Origin of the sequence: Chryseobacterium sp. IHB B 17019 (assembly GCF_001456155.1) — a bacterium.
Lineage (GTDB): Bacteria > Bacteroidota > Bacteroidia > Flavobacteriales > Weeksellaceae > Chryseobacterium.
In genome coordinates this window covers 3,783,858-3,799,310 of the sequence record NZ_CP013293.1, presented here as the reverse complement: position 1 = coordinate 3,799,310, position 15,453 = coordinate 3,783,858, and the positions used below count along the sequence as shown (strand labels likewise).

The following is a 15,453-nucleotide window of genomic DNA, read 5'->3' as shown; positions in this document are numbered from 1 at the left end:
ATTATTTAATAATAGAATAAAAACCGCTTCAATACTGCTTGGAGCGGTTTTTTATTATTTATTGTGTAATATTTTATGATAAATATCAATTCTGAAATTTATTTAGAATAATTAAAAACAATATATTTGCAGAAAATTTTTGAGTTTCATGAAAAATGTACTGATTTGTGCTTCTATGTTGGGTTCTATGCTAGCGTTTGCACAGGAAAAGGATTCTATCAATTCTAAAAATATAGAACAAGTTATCATCAATAAAATGGTGAAAAAACTCGATACCGAATCCTCCAACAAAATGCCGGTGAAATTCATAGAAAATCCACAAGTCTATTCTTCTATCGATAAAGGGATTTTAGAAAATGAAAATATTTTCACTGTTGATGATGCTTACAGAAACGTAACTGGTTTACAGAAAATGTGGAACCCTACAGGAAGAGCCGGAGATGGCGGTTCATTCTTCGTTTTGAGAGGTTTTCCTTCGCAAGCTTCTACACGAAATGGTGTGGTTGCACCCGTAACCTCAACAATTGATGCAATAAACGTGGAAACACTGGAGTTTTTGAAAGGTCCAGTTGGAACACTCTATGGAAGCACAGTCGCTTCTTACGGCGGCCTTATTAACAGAGTTACCAAAAAACCTCAGCCAAATTTCTTTGGTGCAGTTTCAGCTTCTGCCGGAACTTACAATACTTACAGAGCAACTGCAGATATTAACGCTCCGATTACAAAAGACTTGCTTTTTCGCATAAATACGGCTTATACAAACGAAGGAAATTTCACAAAAACTGACGCTAAAAATCAATATACTACATTCGCTCCCAGCTTGACTTGGAATGTTTCCGACAAATTGCAGTTAAATGTAGATTATGAATTATTCCACAACCGGGTAACAGCAAATCCTTATTTCTTCTATCTTTCACCGAAAACCTTGAACGGAATTGATAATATGAAAGATTTAGAAAAAGTAGCAGGCTTGGATTATAAAGAATCTTTCACGGGAAAAGATCTATATATGACTGCAAGAAATTCTAATGTTTTTGGAAATGTGAAATGGAAAATCAATGATAATATCACTTCAAATACTTACATCAATAATTCCGATTCTTATTCAGACGGCTACAATCCATATTTTTCGGTTGCATACGATGCTGTATCTTCTTCGTATTTAGTTGCAAGAGCAGACCAATCTACAAACGGCAGTAAAAAATCTTGGTTTCAAATTCAACAAAACTTCAATTTCAATTATGATTTCTCAAATGGAATGAAAAACAGAACTGTTGTTGGTTTTGACTATATGAGGACAACGGAAAGATTACGTTACAAGTATTTGAACTCTAATTTTGATACTGTAGCAGTTTCAGGTGCAGATTATTCCGGAATGAATAATGACGCATTGTCTGCACTTTATGCAAATTCCGCAAATTATTCAACATGGGATTATTTGAGAGATTTGAATACCTATTCAGGATATATTTCCAACTTATTTACTCCGATTGCCAACTTGCATATTATAGCAGGGCTTCGTTATGAAAACAATGATTATTTAGGCGGAACGTCTGGACCAAATTCGGAGAAAGCATTCAACCAATCCGCATTTTCGCCAAAAGCCGGAATTGTTTACGAAATCGTGAAAGATAAATTTTCGGTTTTCGGAAATTACCAAAACTCATTCAAATCCAATGGGTATTATACTTCTGATATAGCGGGAAATACAACTTTATCAGACCCGGAAAGAGGAAACCAGTTTGAAGGAGGTTTCAAAGCGAGTTTATTTAATAATAGATTCAATGCAACGGTTTCTTACTACAACATCAAAGTGAAAAACCAATTGCTTTACACAGGAGAATATGCCCCAAATTTTGTTTCTGTTCAAAAACAGGCTGCTTCTACACTCAGCAAAGGTTTCGAGTTGGAAGTTAACGCATATCTTGTAAAAGGTTTCTCTTTAGTTGGAGGTCTGGCTTACAATGATACAGTGGATGAATCCACAGACTTAAGACCAACAACGGCGGGTTCGTTTTGGAATGCAAATTTCAATTTGGCTTACCAGTTTGTTGATGGAAAAGCAAAAGGTCTCGGATTCGGATTTGGTGGAAATTATGCCAGTGACAATAATGTAACAGGAGATTTCATTTTACCAAAATATTTCGTTTTGAATGCCAATGCGTTCTATGATGCCAAGAAATTCAGAATCGGAGTTAAAGTTGATAACTTCACGAATGAACATTATTGGACAGGATATTCTACGGCAAATCCACAAAAATTAGCAAACTTCTTAGGAACGATTGCTTATAAATTTTAATCAACAACAAACCCACTATTCCTGAAAATTCAGGAATAGTATATTTTAATGAGGAAGAAACATCATCATAAGAAAAAACCTTCATTTACAAAAAAATGGTCTGCCAAACTGCATTTGTGGTTTGGCTTATCCATTGGTATTATTGTATTTATTGTTTCTTTGACAGGGACGATGTACGTTTTCAAAGACGAGATTCAGGGTGCTCTTAGAAAAGATGCTATTTATGTAAAAGCTGAAACGATTACACAAAAACCCTTGTCAATTGAGGCTCTTCGTGAAAAAGTAGCGTTGGAGATCAATGAAAAATATCCTATAAGCTCTGTTGAAATTCCTTTAGATAAAAACAAATCTTATGAGTTTCTGTATTACGAAAAGGATAAAAAAGCATGGAATTATTTTGATGAAGTAAAAATCAACAAATTAATTTATGTCAATCCATACACCGGCGAAATCCTTGGAATTTACAATGAAAAGTACGACCTCTTCCCTATTCTAAAAGCCATTCACTGGAGTTTATTGCTAAAAGCAGACTGGGGGAAATATGTGGTAGGGATTCCGGTGATTCTTTTCATCATTATGCTGATTACAGGAATTATCCTTTGGTGGCCGAAAAGCAAAAAAACTGCAAAAGGGCGCTTTTGGTTCAATTGGAAAAATGTGAAAAACTGGAAACGTAAAAACTATGATCTTCACCGTATTTTAGGATTTTATGCATCATTTATTAGTTTACTTTTAAGCTTATCCGGAATTTATTTTGCTTTTCCATGGGTGAAAAATGCATTCAATTTTACATTATCAGGTTCAGTTGACTTGCCTAAAGAAAAGGAAATCAAGTCGCCTGATTCGCTTTTAACAAAAAACAATTCGGTTTTTGATCTTACTGCTCAGGAAACAAGAAAATTATACGCCGGATCTTCAAGCTTCAGAATTCCATTAAACGGAAAAAATAAAAAAGGAAAAGAATTAAAAAACATTCCTGTTATTGTTTATGGTGAAAACGGAAAATTTGCCATCAGAAATCAGATTGTTTTTGATAAATATTCAGGGAAATTATTATCAAATAAACCTCATCAGGAACTTAACAACGCAGAAAAATATGCCAATGCCAATTATGATATTCACACAGGATCATACTTTGGGTTGGTGGGAAAAATCATTTGGTTCATCACAGGATTAATCTGCACATCATTACCCATAACGGGATTTTTAGTATGGCTGGGAAAAAAGAAAAAAGGAATTAAAACACTATCATGAAAAAAATAATACTATCTGTAGCAGCATTAACTGCGATTACGACATTTGCACAAAAAAAAGATTCTTTACAGGTTAAGGATATGGACGAAGTTGTAATGACAGCATCCAGAAAAAGGGAGAATATCAAAGAAATACCAAGCTCCGTAACAATTGTTGGTGAGAAACTGGTTCAGTCACAATTGACGGTAAATTCAGACATCACAAGCATTTTACAATATACGGTTCCGAGTTTAGCGACAAGCTCAGGACAGACTTCAAATACCGGACAGACATTGAGAGGCCGCCAGGTTTTGGTCTTAATTGACGGAATTCCGCAATCTACTCCACTTCGAAATGGGGCGAGAGATTTAAGATCTATCGATCCTTCGGTGATCGAAAGAATTGAGGTAATAAAAGGCGCTTCATCCATCTACGGAAACGGTGCAGACGGAGGTATCATTAATTATATTACAAGAAAAAGCAATTCTGATAAAAAAATTTCCGGAATTTCTCAATTTGGGATTACAGGACAGCCTTATGGCGGAACATTAGGCTTCAGGGCAAGTCAATTGCTTTCAGGAAAAATTACTAATAAATTCGATTATGTAGTTTCTTTAGCCTACGAAAGAACAGGTTATATGAAAGATGCGGATGGCGTGAATTTAAGTCCTACTTACAGCACCGCAAAGATGGATAATTACAACGGAATGTTGAAGTTAGGCTACAACATCAATGACAATCAAAGAGTTGAGGCATCATACATTGGTTACGCATCAAAATCTGATTTAAATTTAGGCTTAAAAACAGGAAAATACGGCATCACACCAACCATCGGTGAAGGCGAAGGAAAAAACCTGGAAACCACCCCACAGGGAACGCCGAGAAACCATAATTTCAAAGTAAGCTACGACAATAAAAATATCTGGAAAGGAACTTCATTGAATGTAAACCTTTATTTACAGGACTTCAGAACCGTTTACGGATACAGCGATACATTTTTTAATGGTGGTCAGTCCAACGTAATTTCAAAAAAATACGGAGCAAGAGCAAACTTCGATACTCAACTTTGGAATGCTCAGAATTCTCAGGCAGAAATCATTTACGGAGTCGATATTTTGAACGATAAAACCGTTCAGAAGCTGGAAGACGGCCGCTACTGGACGCCCGATATGGATATGACCAATATTGCTCCATTTGCTTTAATTAAAATCGATTTATTAAAGAAAATTACCATCAAAGGAGGTCTTAGATATGAAAATATGAGTGTGAAAGTTGGAGATTTCAACACCCTTTCAACCATTAAAAACGACGGAACCTTTACCCAAAGTATTTTCGTAAAAGGCGGAGATTTGGAATACAACGCATTGGTTGGAAACATTGGGATCCGTTACAATATCAATCCCATGATCAATATTTTCGGAAGCTTTTCACAGGCCTATTCCATTAACGAATTGGGAAGAATTTTGAGAACATCAACTTCTGACACCATCACCAACCTTGAAACAAAGCCCATCATCGTCAACAATTACGAATTGGGAGCAACAGGACAGATCACAAAATGGTTCAATTATGAGATAACATCTTACGTAAGTACTTCAAAATTAGGTGCAACCTTCATTCAAAGCCCGGACAGAGCGCTTACCATTCAGAGAGCGCCGGAAGTGGTGTATGGTGTGGAAGGATTTTTACACTTCAACCCAACGAGATGGATCAATTTCGGGGGAAGTTACAGCTGGATAGAAGGAATTACTTCACCGAAAGACGACGGAGATTATTCAACAAAAATCAACAACAGCAGAATTTCCGCACCCAAAGTTTTGGCTTATGTTCAGGTGAGACCAACGCAAAAATTAACTGTTGGATTGGATATGCTCCACGCTTTCGGGCAAGACAGATTCGATCCGAATACAAAAACCGGTTTGTATCCTTACGGAGAGGGCGAAGTTCCGGAATACACGGTTTTCAACTTTAAATCAAGCTATGAAGTCAATAAAAACTGGAAAGTTTCTTTAGGAATCGAAAACGTTTTCAACAAAATGTATCAACCCGCAATCGCTTGGTGGGCAGCAAGAGACGCAGATTTTACCAATTCTTTAGGAATGAGAGGAACCTTTATGGTTGAATATAAATTTTAATTAAAGCTGTTTTAAGTTTTTATTTGAAGCTTTATCCCGCTTTCCACTATATCTTTTTCTCCATCGCTTTTTTTCAAAGCCATTCAGAAAAAGGATGTCGTTGCAATCGGGGCTAGGGTTGTAGCCCGTCAATTTAAACATAGAAATATCCACAATGTTCTCATCCTGAAAGAATCTAAGGATAGTATGAAAAATAGGAAGATCCATACATAGATCCTTTCAGGATGACAACATTGTGCGAAAATAAAATAATTATTTATAAACATTCTAAATAAAAATTAAAAGATTTATCTTTGTCAAACTTTAGGGAAAACATGAGGAAAAAGCACCACCATAAGAAAAAGCCAAGTGCATTCAAAAAATGGACAGGAAAACTGCATTTGTGGTTTGGTTTGGGCATTGGTTTTCTGATTTTTATCATTTCCATTACCGGAGCTTTGTTTGTTTTTAAAGACGAAGTTGAAAACTTTACCAGAAAAGATGTTATTTACCACAACGAACAAAATATTGATCAGAAGCAGGTTCTTCCAATCCGTGTTCTGGAAAAAGCAGTGGTGGAACAGGTAAAAGAAAAATATCCCGTTCATTGGGTAAATATTCCTATTGATAAAAAGATGTCATACCTTTTCTACTGGTATGAGCACAATCCGAAAGCTTGGAATTATTTTGATGAATTTCCGATCTATAAAGTAGCTTACGTCAATCCTTACAACGGAAAAGTTTTAAAAACTTATGACGAAAAAAACGGATTTTTCCAGATCGTAAAAATGATCCACTGGAGCTATCTTTTAAAGCAGGAATGGGGAACTTATGTCGTTGGAATTCCAGTGATTATATTTGTCATCATGCTTATTTCCGGTATTATTCTCTGGTGGCCGAAAAATAAAGCAGCCAGAAAACAACGTTTCTCTTTCAAATGGGAAAATGTAAAAAGCTGGAAAAGAAAGAATTATGACCTTCACAATGTTTTAGGTTTTTATGCTTCAATATTTGCTTTAATCTTTTCATTAACAGGATTATTTTATGCATTTTTTGCTGTTCAGGCGGCTTTCTATTTCATTTTTTCAGGAGGAAGCACACAATATCCGGACTTTTCATCAATTACAACAAAAGCTCCGATTGAATTAAGAACAGAAGGAACTTTAGATAAAATCAGCAATACTGTTAAAGCAAAATATCCGGATTCATACGGTTTTTCGCTCGATCTCGGCCACGAACATATGGACGATCACGAGCACCCGAATTTTGAAGTTTATGTAAAACACTTATCATATTCTTATCACAAAAGCAGCAGCCTTATTTTCGATGAAAACTCCGGTGAATTGCTTCATACTCACGATATGAAAGATAAAAATTTCGGTGAAAAAACTGTTGGAGCCAACTATGACATTCATGTTGGATCCATTTTAGGCCTTCCGACAAAGATCATTGCTTTCATTGTAAGCCTCATATGTGCCTCATTACCAGTCACCGGCTTCATGATCTGGTGGGGAAGACGAAAAAAGAAAACGGTAAAAACCGCTTAAAAACTTTTTTAAATAATTACTTAGTTAATAATCCATTAATACAATCTTTTTTATAATTTTAACCTTTTAGAATTTTACAAAAGAAATGTCACTAATAGATTTATCAAAAAACGTTGCTCTGGGGATTGATATCGGTGGAACAACCACAAAGTTTGGAGTTGTAAATCATCGAGGCGAAGTTCTTGAAAAAGGCAGCATACAAACAGATGTCTACGAAAAAGTTGAGGATTTTATCGATGCACTTTATGAAAAGGTTTATCCTTTAATTGAAAAGCACGGTAAGGAAAAAAACTTTGACGGAATAGGTGTAGGTGCCCCAAACGGCAACTATTATAAAGGAACCATTGAGCAGGCGCCCAATTTACCATGGAAAGGAGTAATCCCTTTTGGTGAAATGATGCAGTCCAGGTTCAATATGCCTTGTACGATAACCAATGATGCCAACGCGGCCGCAATTGGAGAAATGCTTTTCGGGGCAGCAAGAGGAATGAAGGATTTCATTATGATTACTTTGGGAACAGGTGTTGGAAGCGGAATCGTGGCTGGTGGTAAATTAATCTACGGACATGACGGATTTGCAGGAGAACTAGGCCATACCATCGTAAAACCGGGTGGAAGAAAACACTGGAGTACGGGTTCTGAAGGCAGTCTGGAAGCATATGCATCAGCAACAGGAATTGCGATCACCGCAAAAAAAATGAGAGCAGAATTCCCGGAATCTATGTTGAGCCAGTATCCTGAAGAATTAATCAATTCTAAAACGGTTCATGAATGTGCTTTAAAAGGTGATCCTATCGCGATTGAAGTATTCAGATATACAGGCCAGAAATTAGGGGAAGCATTGGCGAATTTCGTGATGTTTTCTTCACCGGAAGCTATTCTTTTATTTGGAGGAGTAATTAAAGCGGGAGATTTTATCTTAAAGCCAACAAAGCTTCACATGGAAAGAAATCTACTTCCGATTTTCAGAAATAAAGTAAAATTGGTTTTCAGCGAACTGGACGAAGCGGATGCTGCTATTTTAGGAGCGAGCGCTTTGGTTTGGGACAAATAATAAATGAAAACATTAAATAATATTGAGCATCCTTTTGGGTGCTTTTTTGTTTTTCTTTTATCCCACAGATTTTCACAGATGATTGCCTGATATTACTTTATATACAAAATCCTTGTCAAGGTTTAAAACCTTGACAAGGATTATTTTGAGAACTATTTAACCAAATATTTTCTGTTTGTTATTTACCAAGTCTATCAGTCTAATTTGTGCTTAAAACCCTGTTTTCAACATAAAAATGAAAAACTTTTTCTTACTTTTGATTAGTTTTTTAATACAATAATCAACTTAGAATGGATAACAATAATTTAGAACAGATTACTTTTGGGGGCGGATGTTTTTGGTGTGTGGAAAGCTGTTTCAATATGCTGAAAGGAGTGAAATCTGCAATCTCAGGATATTCCGGAGGTCATAAAGACAATCCGACTTACGAGGAAGTGTGTACAGGAGAAACCGGACATGCAGAAGTGGTACAGATTACTTATGATCCGGCGGTTATTTCTTATGAGCAATTGATGGATGTATTCTTTTTCCTTCACGACCCTACGCAATTAAACAGACAGGGAAATGACATCGGAACTCAGTACCGTTCAGTAATTTACTATAAAGATGACGCCGAAAAAACTAAGGCTGAAGAAGCAATTGAAAAATCAAAACAATCAGGAAGATGGCAGGGAGCGTACGTGACGGAATTAACAAAATTCGATAAGTTTTGGCCGGCTGAGCAATATCATCAGGGGTATTACAATGAAAACCCAACACAGCCTTATTGCAGCGCTGTTGTTGGTCCGAAAATCCAGAAGTTTAAAAAGCATTTCGGGGACTTGGGAATGTTGAATGAGGAATAATATTTAAGTTTTGTTAAACGGGATAAAGCCCTTCCTATTGATAAAATAAATGCGAAGAGAAAAATCTCTTCGCATTTTTGTTTACGCAAATAATTGATATGAAAAATCTAATATCCAGGATTTTGCGAGAAATCTTTCGATGCATCAAGCGTTGCCTGAGGAATCGGGAAAATTCTTCTGTAAGGTTGAGAAGCAGGTTTTGCCGTTCCCGGAAGATCAAATTTTCCGAACCTGATCATCGCTTTTCTTCTGTACATTTCCCAATACAACTCGTATCCGGATTCTTTAAAAAGAGTATTTGCATCCAGAGAAGCAATCGCCACTCCCGGAGCATTTCCGAATAAGGCTTCGCGGGTTCTGCTTGTTCTTAATTTATTAACATCAGTCAGCGCCGCCCCTACATTTCCGCTTCTGAAATAGGCTTCTGCCCTCATCATGTAGATGGCTCCTAATCTGTACAATGGCACGTCCATTCCGCTGGTTCCGTTATTTCCTAAGCCCGGGTCGAATTCAAATTTGAAATTTCTAACCCCTCTGTTGATTTGAGCCTGTGTGAATACCGCTTCGGAAGGATTATCAAAGTTCAGTTCCGGGGTAAAATCTGCTGCAAGAGTTGTATTTTTTTCTGTAAATAATTTGAAAACTTTAATTCTTCCGTCAGAAGTCAACTCAAAATTACCATTGGTAATTTTAGGTCCGTATTGCTGGCCAACCTGAAGGCCTCTGTTGAAATGAAACCAAGGCTTTCCTGTCCCCTCCACTTTACTTGTTGAAGGTACGCTTACATCTGTTCCATCATTTTTGAACCATGTTCCATCGTCATACTGATAATATCTGTGGAAACGGGGATCTTCGAAATTTCCGTTCCATGAATAATAGAATTCCGGAGTGACGCAATTGGCATTTGTTCCTCTGTTATCCGGCGAAGGCTTCTGGATTCTTTCCATTGACATATAGGCCAAATCATTATCCGAACCTTTATCTGAGCTGGCAATTTTCTTCTGGACGATCGTAAAGATCATTTCCTTACTCGTATGATTATTAATATCAAAATTGTGGAAATAATTAGACTCTAAGCTGAAATTTGGATTATTAATCAACAAATCAGAATAATAAATTACTCTGTCCATATCCGTTCCTCCTCCGTTCACTGCTTGCTCTAAAAAATTAAAACTACTTGCTGTTCTATTCTTTAAAACTGCTCTGTTCAGATACATATCTGCCAAAAGTGCATAAGCCGCCTGTTTTGTAAATCTTCCGGCGTGCGTATTCTGAGTTTTAATATCTGCTAAGTTGGGAATAAGTCCTTCTACCTCAGTGATTAAAGCATCAATTGTAGTTTCTGCTTTCCTGATCTGAATCGGTGCATTGATATTATCCGGATCTCTGTAAGGAGCCTGTCCAAACAAATCGATTGTTGTATAGGTATAAAATGCCAATAATCCTTTTGCTTCTGCTAAAAACAATGCTTTATTGGCTCCGTTGCTTTTGTTGGCACTTGATATTGCCGTTAAGGATTTTGTAATTCCAAAATTCAGTTGGTTCCATGTTGTTTTCACAACATCATTGTTGGCATCCCACGTGAATTCGTGCATGGCTCTCCATTTTCCTCCATCTCCCCAGTCACTTCCTCTTGTTGGTAAAATTGCTTCGTCAGTAGAATATTCCTGCAAAGCAAAAACACTTCCATGATCTACAAAAGTTCCTTCACCAAGCTGACTGTAAGCCGCAGCCAAAGCCGCTTCAGGGTCTGCAACTTCAGATCCCAAAACCTCATCGATTACTTTTTCATCCAGATTTGTACATCCTATTAAAGCCAGTACAGCAAAGGATAAAACGATTTTATTGATATTTAAAAATTTAGATGTCATGATTCTTTTAACTTAAATTAAAATTTAACGGTTGCTCCCAAAATGAAAGTTTTCGCAGACGGATATGTCGTATAATCAATTCCCAAAGACTGGTTTCCTCCAACCTGTTTGTTTGTATCAACAAGCGGATCATACCCTGTGTAGCTGGTAATTGTAAATAAATTCTGCGCGCTTATATAAAGATTAATGCTTCTCAGGAATTTCAACTGATTCATATCGAAAGTATATCCCAATCTTACATTGTTCAGACGAATAAAGTCGGATTTTTCAAGATATAAAGAAGACAATTGCGGTTGATTGGTAAAGTTTGCTCCTGAACTGTAGAAGTCATTCAATACGTTTCTGTCTGAAGCTAAGTTGTTGATATTTAAATCCAATGCTGTATTATTAACCAAATAACCTCCCGTCTGTCCGATGAAAGAGAATGCAAAATCAAACTTCTTGTATTTCATATAAGAATTGACCCCAAAAGTAAAGTTCGGAATAGCTCCTTCGAAAATCTTTCTGTCATTCTGATCGATTCTTCCGTCTGTATTCAGGTCTTCATAAATGTATTTTCCGTTGGCATCAACTCCCAGATAATTATACATATAAAAAGATCCGGCTTCGTAACCGTTTCTGTAAATATTCGCCGTAACTCCGGAAAGTCCGGGACCGGAAACTTCCCCCGAATAGATTGCCGAAACAGGAAGATCTTTCACCACATTATTTACTGTGGCTCCGTTTACGTCAAAACTCCAAGTGAAATTTTCATTTTTAATGATTTCTGAACCTAATGAGAATTCAAAACCTTTGTTAACGATCTGTGCATCAACATTTCTCCACACCGTACTTGTCGGACTTAAAGGACTTGAAGGAATATTTAAGATAGGATCTTTCGTTGTTTTGTGGTAATATTCCAGTGATCCGTACAATTTATTTTTAAATAAACTAAAATCCGCACCGATATTGGTTTGTTCCACAACTTCCCATTTCAGATCAGGATTTACGGTTCTGTTGATCGAAACTCCATTGATCAGATTTAAATTATCATATAAATAATATCCTGCAGCCTGCGTCAATGAGGAACTCGCCTGTGTAATTTTGTTTGGAACTTCCTGGTTTCCGGTTTGTCCCCAGCTTCCTCTTAATTTTAATTCGTTAATAAATTGAGAATCACTCAGGAAATTTTCATTGGAAACCGTCCAACCTACGGCAACAGAAGGAAAATAACCGTATTTGTTGTTCTTTCCGAAGCGGGTTGAGCCGTCTGCTCTTAATGAAGCCGTTAATAAATATTTTTTATCAAAATTGTAATTTACCCTTCCGAAATACGACTGTAACTCGTTTTCCTGAGCATAGCCCGCTCCCGGAACAAATGCCGTTCCCGAATATCCAGGATTAATTTCCGGAGCAATTCCTGCACCCTGAGCTGCAATATCTCTTACTCCAAAATATGTTCCCGTAGATTTGAATTTCTGATAAGAGAAACCTCCCAATAAACTGAAATTATGTTTATTTAAATTAAAATCATACGTTAAATAATGTTCCAAAAGCACATTATAAGAGTCAAGATTGGCCTGAACATACATTCCTTTCGGCGTTCTGTCAGTAAGGTTCGGATACATGGTTGTATTTCTTTCCGACATTGTTTTATCAATCCCTAAATTGAATTTATAATGTAATCCCGGCAAGATTCTCAACGTCGCTTCCGTATTTCCTAATACCCTGAATGTATTGGTCTTATCATTATAAACACTCAACAAATACAATGGATTGTAGTGAGCATTCATATTAAAATTAGTAAAGTTTCCGTTTTCATCATAGACGGAGCGCGTAGGATTTGCCATCAAAGCATGGATGATTAACTGACCATCAGATCCTGCATTTCCTCCATTCGGAACGCCAGTTTCTTTGATATCACTCGCCGTAAGGTTTACTTTAACTTTTAATCTTTTGTTATCGAAGAAAGATTCTTCTGCATTCAAACGGGCTGTTGTTCTTTTGAAGCCGCTGTTCAGCACGATTCCATCCTGATCTATGTGGGAAAGTGAGGCAAAATAATTGCCCGTTTCCGTAGCTTTTGAAAATGAAACCGAGTGGTTGGATGAAACTGCATTCCTGTAGATTTCGTCCTGCCAGTCTGTATTTCCGCCGTGGTCGTACAATTTATTGATCCCTGCTGATCTGTATTCGTCGGCAGTCATTAAATCTAATTTCTTAATCACAGAAGAAAAGCCTAAATAGGTGTCATAAGTAAACATCGGTTCACCCTTCTTTCCTCTTTTTGTTGTTACCAAAACAACACCGTTTGACCCTCTCGCCCCATAAATTGCCGCTGCGGAAGCATCTTTCAACACAGTGATGGATTCAATATCGTTTGTATTCAGAAAGTTTAACGGGTTTTTTGCCTGAGCATTTCCTAAACCAACATTCGGGCTTTGTGCACTTACCGCATCATTACTCAACGGAACACCGTCTACAACGAACAAAGGCGTGCTTCCACTCCTGATTGATCCGATTCCCCTGATTGAAACATTCACTCCCGCTCCCGGTTCTCCACTCGATTGAACAATACGGACACCGGCGATTTTTCCCTGCATCAAATTATCAACAGAAATATTCATTCCTTCCTTGAAATTTTCGGCTTTTAACTGGCTTACAGCACCCGTTAAATCAGATTTTTTCTGAGAACCATAACCTACCAAAGTCACCTCCTCAATAGAAGTAGCATCTTTTTTAGATTGTAATTTTACAGAAACCGAAGTACTTGAAATTTTCACGATCTGATTTGCATATCCGTCGTAAGAAATAGACAGCGTTTGCCCGATATTGGCAGAAATACTGTAGTTTCCTGATGCATCGGTAGTGGTTGTGGCTCCGGTTTCAACGACCGTTACAGTTGCCCCTTCAATCGGGGAGCCTTCCTGATCCGTTATGTTTCCGGTGATCGTTTCATTCACCTGCGAGGAAACAGAATAGTTTGCCATCAATCCTTCCGCATGAGCCTGGTTTGCCGCCAGGAAAATTATTGCGATCGGGATTAGCTTTTTAAACTTAAAAAAATTAATTTTGTGGTACATATCATTAAGTAAAGTAATTGCAAGACGTTACATTGCTTAATAAAAAGCCGCTGTTGTTGCCGCAACAGTGGTTTTCATTTTAGCCTGTTAGTTTTTATTTTTTCGACATACAAAGAAAAAGGATATACCACAAAATCACTTTAACATAATATTATTTTAAAATCAACAAAATATAAATATCTCAAAATGAGAAAATAAATAATATTCATTATCAATTACTTAGAAACCTCCATTTTTAGGCATTTACATAATCGTAAAAAACACTTAACATAATATATAGACAGCCTGGAAAAAAGAGTTCTTAATTTCGCTGTTACAAAAATTGATCTAATGAAAAAGGCAGTATTACTGGGTTTATATTTATCTTCAATAAACCTATTCTGGTCTCAATCTCAAAATTTAACCGATTTAAAAATTAATGAAATCCAGGTGATTGGCTCACATAATTCTTATAAAAAGGCCATCCTTCCCGAGGTTTACAGTTATTTATCTAAAAAAGATACTCTGAATTGGCTGCCGAGAATTCAATATGAACATATTCCAATACCTCAACAATTGGATCTGGGATTGAGAAACCTCGAAATTGACGTGTATGCAGACAGCAAAGGCGGAAAATATGCCCATCCCAAAATTTTGGATCTTGTAAAAACAACACAGTCTTTTGACCCGGAAGGAAAAATGAAAAAGCCCGGCTATAAGATGATCCACATTACCGATATTGATTATCAGACATGGTATTATACGCTGGAAGATTGTTTAAAAGACCTAAAAAAATGGTCTGATGCACATCCTGATCATGACCCGGTTTTCATTACGCTTGAACCGAAAGACGGAAAAGCCAACCAATTCGGGACAGAGCCGGAGCATTATACTTCAAAACTTTTCGACGATCTGGATAATGAGCTAAAAAAATATTTAGGAAAAAATAAAATTATCACTCCGGACGATATCAGAGGAAATTATTCAACTCTGAATGAAGCGGTTTTACATAAAAACTGGCCGAAAGTGAAAGATGCAAAAGGAAAATTCCTATTCGTACTGGATAACAACAGCGAAAACAGAGATTTGTACATGAAAGATCATCCTTCATTGAAAGGTAGAATGGTTTTTACAAACTCCGCTCCGGGAACGCCCGAATCAGCAGTTTTGTTCATGAATGATCCAAGCCCCAAGATTGCCGAACTGGTACAAAAAGGCTACATTATCCGCACCAGAGCCGATGCAGACACGATGGAAGCGAGAAAAGAGGATTATTCAAGGTTTGAAAAAGCTAAGGAAAGCGGGGCACAGATTATTACGACGGATTATTATCAGCCAAGCCAACTTTTTAAGTCAAACTATAAAATTAGTTTTGAAAATAACACGTACGAAAGGAGAAATCCTGTAATAGGAAAATAATATAAGAGCAAGTAAAATTTCATATTAAGG

Annotated in this window: 10 protein-coding genes; 7 read left to right on the top strand and 3 right to left on the bottom strand. The window is 36.9% G+C overall.

All coding sequences use genetic code 11. The features are described 5' to 3' along the window. The first annotated feature begins 148 nt into the window (after positions 1-148). Genes ATE47_RS17575 through ATE47_RS17565 form a run of 3 tightly spaced genes read left to right on the top strand, consistent with a single transcriptional unit; the run spans position 149 to position 5,667 of the window. On the top strand, positions 149-2,299 hold the full coding sequence (locus tag ATE47_RS17575; protein WP_062163181.1) for a TonB-dependent siderophore receptor: 2,151 nt from the start codon (positions 149-151) through the stop codon (positions 2,297-2,299). Positions 2,300-2,347: 48 nt separating this feature from the next. Next, positions 2,348-3,553, top strand: coding sequence for a PepSY-associated TM helix domain-containing protein (locus ATE47_RS17570; RefSeq protein WP_062163180.1), 1,206 nt, complete (start codon positions 2,348-2,350; stop codon positions 3,551-3,553). Continuing rightward, positions 3,550-5,667 (top strand): TonB-dependent receptor, encoded by a 2,118-nt coding sequence (locus ATE47_RS17565; protein ID WP_062163179.1) that lies wholly within the window; start codon positions 3,550-3,552, stop codon positions 5,665-5,667. The genes ATE47_RS17570 and ATE47_RS17565 overlap by 4 nt, the downstream gene beginning before the upstream one ends. Here the strand turns inward: ATE47_RS17565 and ATE47_RS17560 are convergent, their stop codons facing one another. After that, positions 5,668-5,874 carry a hypothetical protein gene (locus ATE47_RS17560; protein ID WP_062163178.1) on the bottom strand — a complete coding sequence of 69 codons (207 nt, stop codon included), beginning with the start codon at positions 5,872-5,874 and terminating at the stop codon, positions 5,668-5,670. It lies immediately after the preceding gene. A 107-nt stretch (positions 5,875-5,981) separates the two neighbouring features. On the opposite strand from ATE47_RS17560, the gene ATE47_RS17555 reads away from it, so the two are divergent. The 3 genes from ATE47_RS17555 to msrA all read left to right on the top strand — a co-directional run bounded on the left by ATE47_RS17555 (position 5,982) and on the right by msrA (position 9,092). Beyond that, positions 5,982-7,193 carry a PepSY-associated TM helix domain-containing protein gene (locus tag ATE47_RS17555; RefSeq protein WP_062163177.1) on the top strand — a complete coding sequence of 404 codons (1,212 nt, stop codon included), beginning with the start codon at positions 5,982-5,984 and terminating at the stop codon, positions 7,191-7,193. An 85-nt stretch (positions 7,194-7,278) separates the two neighbouring features. Further along, positions 7,279-8,247, top strand: a complete 969-nt coding sequence (locus ATE47_RS17550) for an ROK family protein (protein ID WP_062163176.1) — start codon at positions 7,279-7,281, stop codon at positions 8,245-8,247. A 290-nt stretch (positions 8,248-8,537) separates the two neighbouring features. After that, complete coding sequence (gene msrA, locus ATE47_RS17545) at positions 8,538-9,092, top strand: peptide-methionine (S)-S-oxide reductase MsrA (RefSeq protein WP_062163175.1); 555 nt, start codon at positions 8,538-8,540, stop codon at positions 9,090-9,092. A gap of 107 nt (positions 9,093-9,199) precedes the next feature. On the opposite strand, the gene ATE47_RS17540 is transcribed toward msrA, so the two are convergent. Together ATE47_RS17540 and ATE47_RS17535 are read right to left on the bottom strand one after the other, a co-directional pair. Beyond that, entirely contained in the window at positions 9,200-10,963 is a 1,764-nt protein-coding gene (locus ATE47_RS17540; protein WP_062163174.1) for a RagB/SusD family nutrient uptake outer membrane protein, read from the bottom strand. Positions 10,964-10,980: 17 nt separating this feature from the next. Then, positions 10,981-14,025, bottom strand: coding sequence for a SusC/RagA family TonB-linked outer membrane protein (locus ATE47_RS17535; protein ID WP_062163173.1), 3,045 nt, complete (start codon positions 14,023-14,025; stop codon positions 10,981-10,983). A gap of 330 nt (positions 14,026-14,355) precedes the next feature. On the opposite strand from ATE47_RS17535, the gene ATE47_RS17530 reads away from it, so the two are divergent. Beyond that, the gene (locus ATE47_RS17530) at positions 14,356-15,423 is read left to right on the top strand and encodes a phosphatidylinositol-specific phospholipase C1-like protein (protein WP_062163172.1); all 1,068 of its coding nucleotides are present in this window, start codon (positions 14,356-14,358) and stop codon (positions 15,421-15,423) included. Positions 15,424-15,453: the final 30 nt, after the last annotated feature.

Excerpts from the sequence above, each read along its gene's own strand:
- ATE47_RS17575 (WP_062163181.1), top strand. The coding sequence starts at position 149 with ATGAAAAATGTACTGATTTGTGCTTCTATGTTGGGTTCTATGCTAGCG.
- ATE47_RS17570 (WP_062163180.1), top strand. The coding sequence starts at position 2,348 with ATGAGGAAGAAACATCATCATAAGAAAAAACCTTCATTTACAAAAAAA.
- ATE47_RS17565 (WP_062163179.1), top strand. The coding sequence starts at position 3,550 with ATGAAAAAAATAATACTATCTGTAGCAGCATTAACTGCGATTACGACA.
- ATE47_RS17560 (WP_062163178.1), bottom strand. The coding sequence starts at position 5,874 with ATGGATCTTCCTATTTTTCATACTATCCTTAGATTCTTTCAGGATGAG.
- ATE47_RS17555 (WP_062163177.1), top strand. The coding sequence starts at position 5,982 with ATGAGGAAAAAGCACCACCATAAGAAAAAGCCAAGTGCATTCAAAAAA.
- ATE47_RS17550 (WP_062163176.1), top strand. The coding sequence starts at position 7,279 with ATGTCACTAATAGATTTATCAAAAAACGTTGCTCTGGGGATTGATATC.
- msrA (WP_062163175.1), top strand. The coding sequence starts at position 8,538 with ATGGATAACAATAATTTAGAACAGATTACTTTTGGGGGCGGATGTTTT.
- ATE47_RS17540 (WP_062163174.1), bottom strand. The coding sequence starts at position 10,963 with ATGACATCTAAATTTTTAAATATCAATAAAATCGTTTTATCCTTTGCT.
- ATE47_RS17535 (WP_062163173.1), bottom strand. The coding sequence starts at position 14,025 with ATGTACCACAAAATTAATTTTTTTAAGTTTAAAAAGCTAATCCCGATC.
- ATE47_RS17530 (WP_062163172.1), top strand. The coding sequence starts at position 14,356 with ATGAAAAAGGCAGTATTACTGGGTTTATATTTATCTTCAATAAACCTA.